This is a genomic window from Acinetobacter genomosp. 15BJ (assembly GCF_000400715.1).
GTDB lineage: Bacteria > Pseudomonadota > Gammaproteobacteria > Pseudomonadales > Moraxellaceae > Acinetobacter.
In genome coordinates, this window is record NZ_KE007349.1 from 74353 (window position 1) to 79688 (window position 5336).

3 protein-coding genes are annotated in these 5336 nt (G+C 42.5%); all 3 read left to right on the forward strand.

Features of this window, described 5'->3' with window-relative positions; genetic code table 11:
- Positions 1-334: OmpA family protein (locus F896_RS03620; protein ID WP_016164763.1), on the forward strand; the 334-nt coding region annotated here is incomplete at its 5' end.
- 207 nt (positions 335-541) lie between these two features.
- Positions 542-1336: a hypothetical protein gene (locus tag F896_RS03615; RefSeq protein WP_016164764.1), complete on the forward strand. Its 795-nt coding sequence runs from the start codon at positions 542-544 to the stop codon at positions 1334-1336.
- Between the two features lie 484 nt (positions 1337-1820).
- Positions 1821-5336, forward strand: a 3516-nt coding sequence (locus tag F896_RS21160) for an ESPR-type extended signal peptide-containing protein (RefSeq protein WP_016164765.1), incomplete at its 3' end; no start/stop codon positions are given.

The following is a 5336-nucleotide window of genomic DNA, read 5'->3' on the forward strand; positions in this document are numbered from 1 at the left end:
ATTCTTTGCGTTTGACCGTTCAGATGCCAATGCAATAGAACCAAGTTCAACCAATCTTGCCACTATGGTCAGTGCAATTCAGCAATCACAAAACCCTGTGATTGTTTCTGGCTATGCAGATCGCTTAGGCAAGTTTGCTTATAATCAAGATTTATCTTCACGTCGTGCCAATACCGTGGCGCAATTGTTGGTACAGCAAGGCGTTGATCCTAAACGTATTCAATTGCAAGTCAGTGGAGGCACGAGTGTCTATCAGGAGTGTTCAGGTCAAGCACGCAATACGCAATTGGTGCAGTGTTTAGCACCGAACCGTCGTGTGAATATTCAGTGGTAGCTTAAGTCGAAAATTGAGCGGCTATTAACTTGTAGCTGCTCTATTTATTTAGAGGGATTGGTTTTATTAATTTAATTTTGTATAAGGTAAACTGTATTTTTTTATTTTAAGATTTACTAATTCATTGCCTGATGGTGATATAAATAACATAAATTTATTTTATGGATTGGTTTTGATGGTTTTTGATTTTATAATAAAGGTTTGAAAATGGCGAAATATGAAAGTGCTTTTTATGAAAAAGGTAGCGAAATAGTTGAAGTTCCTGCAACAGAACTAATGGATGCAGAGCAGAGAGCATTATTAAGAGAGAAAAATCTTTTTAATAAAAATAGGAACATTTTATTAGGCATTCGGAATCATCCAGATACACCACATTTTTATAGAAAAAGTTCACACCGTGGTGATATTGATAAAGGTGAGCCTAAAGATACGTCACGACATGATGAAAAACGAGATGAATTTTTATATTTCCTTGAAAATAATGCTAACTCAACTTCAAGTGAGAATCTAAGAATTGGCATTTATGAAAAATGTGGAGAGGTTGGGGATTTTAAGCTGACTGTACTTAATTTATTAGAAAATTATCAGTGGGCAAAGGAAGTTAAGTTTTCTGTTTCCGAAGAGAGCTATTTACGGTTTGATATTTTGGGGCGCTCTAAAGAGTACTTTGGGTGGGTCGAAAAACACCCTTATGTCGCTATAGAAATTGTGGATTCACACTTTAGCTCTAAGGCGGCATTCAAGGCTTTGTTAAAAATTTCAAAGGAGTTTCCAATTTTTATTGGCTATATGTTTGTATCAAAAATTCCGTATTTAAATACCAAAAAAAATGGTGATAAATCTAACTCCCCCAAACATATCCGATTCAAGCACTACATTATGGATGGTAGTTTTTGGGATCAAGATGAAAGGGTAGATGAAGGTTTTGAGAAAATTGAAAAGCATCAATCTGACGCGTACTACAATTTTGTTTATGAAAAAATTAAACCATTTCTAATGTGAAATAGATTACTTGCTTATGGATGAGTATTTAGGTTTACAGCAAACATTTCGGAAATTGTTTGGAGTACTAAATACTCGTCCTCAGTGGTCAGTTCAATTCTATTTAGCGGTCTAAATATAGTGGGTTGTCTATGGCAGTATGTTTAATCATCGTCATGCTAGTGTGAGCAGAATTGACGGATATAATTGTCATAAATACGTGATCTTATGTACTGAATTGCTAGACGATTGAAATTGGAAATAGAACCTCAATTAAACTAACCAACAGCTAAAATTAGAAGAATGTTTCAAATGTAAATATAGCCTGCCTATTATGTTTGTTAAAAATTCCTATTAAGTTTAATTTAAGCTTAATAAGGATTTTTTTTTGTAATTCCATAAAAAAATTGTCTCAATTGTTAAGTTTTTGTCTCGATTGTTAAATGTTTAATTTTATTTTTGACTAACTTTATTTGTGCTTCATCTAATAAAAAAGGCATGGATCATGAATAAAATATATCGTTTAGTCTGGAATAAATACTTAGGATTATGGACAGTTGTTTCTGAAATTGCGCGTGGTGCAACGAAAAAACGTAATGTAACAACTCATATCGTAGCTATTCAGAAACCATCTCAATCACAATTATTTGATCATAAATATTATTTTACTCCCACTGTATTGGCACTCCTCATTGGCTCAGCTTTTATTGGAAATCAAGCTGTTGCTGGTTATGAACTAAATGGTGGTAGTACATTTACCAACTGTACATCAACAAGCACAGGTAGTGGTACAGAATCAGTAGATAGCCTTGCATTTGGACGAAATGCTTGTGCTCCAAATGGTCAAGCGATTGCTATTGGTAACGGTGCATCAACTCAAACCAATACTGCTGGAGCAATAAGAAATCAAAGTATTGCGATTGGTGGATACGCTAGAGCAGGGGGTGATCAATCAGTCGCTCTAGGAGCTAATGCAAATGCTTCAGGTGACTCTTCGGTTGCGATCGGTGGGGATGATACCAACCGCCTTTATCAGGATGTAACTTTAAGAAATCGTTATAATCAATTGACGGGTTCTAATTTACCGTTCAATGTCTTCCCTCCTACAACAGCTCGACATGGTTCGGTTGCAGTCGGAGTACAAGCTAAAGCTTCGGGAAATTTTGCAACGGCAGTAGGGTTATCATCTGATGCTACAGCTGATGTTTCATCTGCGTTTGGAGTTCAGGCTAAGGCAGCTGGTTTAGGAAGTATCGCTTTAGGAGCGGTCTCTCAGGCATCGGGAGATGGTGCAGCAGCATTAGGGGTTAATGCTCAAGCAACAGGATATGAAAGTATTGCGCTTGGTTCTGGATTAACCAAGGATAAAGCTGCATTAGCGTCTGGTGCTCAGTCAACAGCGGTAGGGCATACGGCAACTGCTACAGGGAACCAATCTGTTGCTTTAGGAGTAGATTCTACCTCTACAGGTGCGGCAGCCATTGCCATTGGTGATCGAGCCCAAGCGGTAGGGAATGGTGATATTGCCATTGGACAAAATGCTTATACTAAAGGCACGGTGTTGAATGGTACACCAATGTCAGGAGTATCATTGGGTGTAAATGCACGGGCAGAAGGGGCGGATGCCTTAGCAGTTGGAAATACAGCCAAAGCCACTGCTGATTATGCCGCCGCGTTGGGTAATTTTGCTGAGGCATCAGGACAACAATCCACTGCTGTCGGAAATGTCGCTAAGGCAACAGGCAGATTTTCACTTGCACAAGGGAATAATACGTTAGCTAGTGGTGAGTTTGCGACCTCAGTGGGTAATTTTACTCGAGCAACAGGTGAAAGTGCAGTGGCTATTGGTGATCTAGCCGAAGCCACCGCAAACGATACCATCGCTATCGGGACAGTAGCACAAGCGACAGGCCAAGAATCTATTGCTATCGGTTATGAGGCTGATTCATCAGGTGTACAAGCCAATGCGCTCGGTTATAACGCAGAAGCAACGGGTACGGGTAGCAGTGCAGTAGGTACGTTTGCAAATGCTTCTGGATCAGGGGCTTCAGCACTGGGTGCACAATCTACGGCCAGTGGCGCTAGATCCACTGCGGTGGGGGCAAGAGCAATTGCCAGCGGCGATAATTCGACAGCCAATGGGGTCGATGCCAAAGCAACAGGCGCATCGACTGTCGCAACAGGGGACAATGCTCAAGCACAAAGCGACAATGACATTGCGATTGGTCGTAATGCTGCCACAGCAAGTGGAACAGATGGCGATAATATTGCTGTGGGTAATGGCGTTACAACTGGTGCAACAGGCAAGAATGTAGCTATTGGCTCAGATGGCACTACAGCCAATTCGGAGACAGCTGAAGGTGGTGCAGTTGCCATAGGTCGAGATCAGGTGGCAAATGGTGATGGTGCAGTTGCGATTGGTGATCCAAACCGAGCCAGCGGTAGCGGTGCAGTTGCTTTAGGTAAGGACAACACTGCTGCGGGAGATGCAGCTGCAACCAGTATGGCGAATGGTGCGGTTGCGATCGGTAATACCAACCAAGCTATTGGTCAAGGTTCGGTTGCGATTGGTAATACTTCGGTTGCTGCGGCAGCAGGCGGTATTGCATTGGGGGATACTGCCAATGCACAGGCTGAACGTGGTGTAGCACTTGGTTCCAATGCAGTAGCAACCAATGCGGATGATGTTGCACTTGGTTCAGGATCTGTTACTTCAGCAGCCAATCCAACCGCCAATGGGACAGTTGGCGGTGTAAATTATAATTATGCGGGAACCACGCCAAGCAGTGTGGTGAGTGTCGGTAGTGCTGGTAACGAACGACAAATTACCAATGTTGCAGCAGGTCGTGTCAGCGAAACAAGCACCGATGCAATCAATGGTTCTCAGCTTTATTCAACTCAACAAGCCCTCGGAAACCTAGCAGAATCAACGGCAAATCATTTAGGTGGTGGTTCAGTTGTTAATCCAGATGGCACAATCTCAGCACCAAGCTATATCGTCAATGAGACTCCAATTAACAATGTTGGTGATGCGATTGAAGCATTGGATCAAGGTTGGAACTTACAAAGCAATGGTGCTGGTAATGCAGCCATCAAAGCAGGTGATACGGTTGATATTGGCACTGTTGATAGTGAAGAAAATCTGACCGTCAGCAAGACGGGTAATGATATCAAATATGGTCTAAATAAAGACCTGAAAGTGGACAGTGTGACCGCAGGCGATACTGTCATCAACGACAATGGTGTGACCATCGCCAATGGTCCAAGTGTGACCAAGTCAGGGATTAATGCAGCAGGGAATCCAATTACTAATGTCGGTGCAGGAGTGAATGATACCGATGCAGTCAACAAAGGTCAGTTAGATGATGCAGCCGCAGCTTCAAAAACCGAAGTGACTCAAGGTAAAAACATCACGGTTACTAAAACCACAGGTGCAGATGGACAAGACATCTACAACGTGGCAACCAAAGACACCGTTGATTTTAACAACGTGACCGTTGGTGACGTCAACATTGATGGAGCTACAGGCAAAATTAGTGGTGTGACTGTGGGAGAAGTCAGTGCGACTTCGGATGAAGCCATCAATGGCAGTCAGTTGGCAGGCACAGCCAAGAGCGTATCGGATGCATTAGGCGGTGGTTCAGTTGTTAATCCAGATGGCACCGTGACCGCCCCAAGCTATACCGTGAATGGAGAAACAGTCACCAATGTTGGTGATGCGATAGGCGAGTTAGACAAAGGTTGGAATCTACAAAGCAATGGTGCCAATGCAGGTGCAATCAAAGCAACGGATACGGTAGATATTGGTACGGTCGAAGGCGAAGAAAACCTGACTGTGACCAAAGATGGCAATACCATCCAATATGGTCTAAATAAAGACCTGAAAGTGGATAGTGTGACCGCAGGCGATACTGTCATCAACGACAATGGTGTGACTATTAGCAATGGTCCAAGTATCACCAAGTCAGGTATCAATGCGGCAGGGAATCCAATTACTAATGTCGGTGCAGGAGTCAATGAT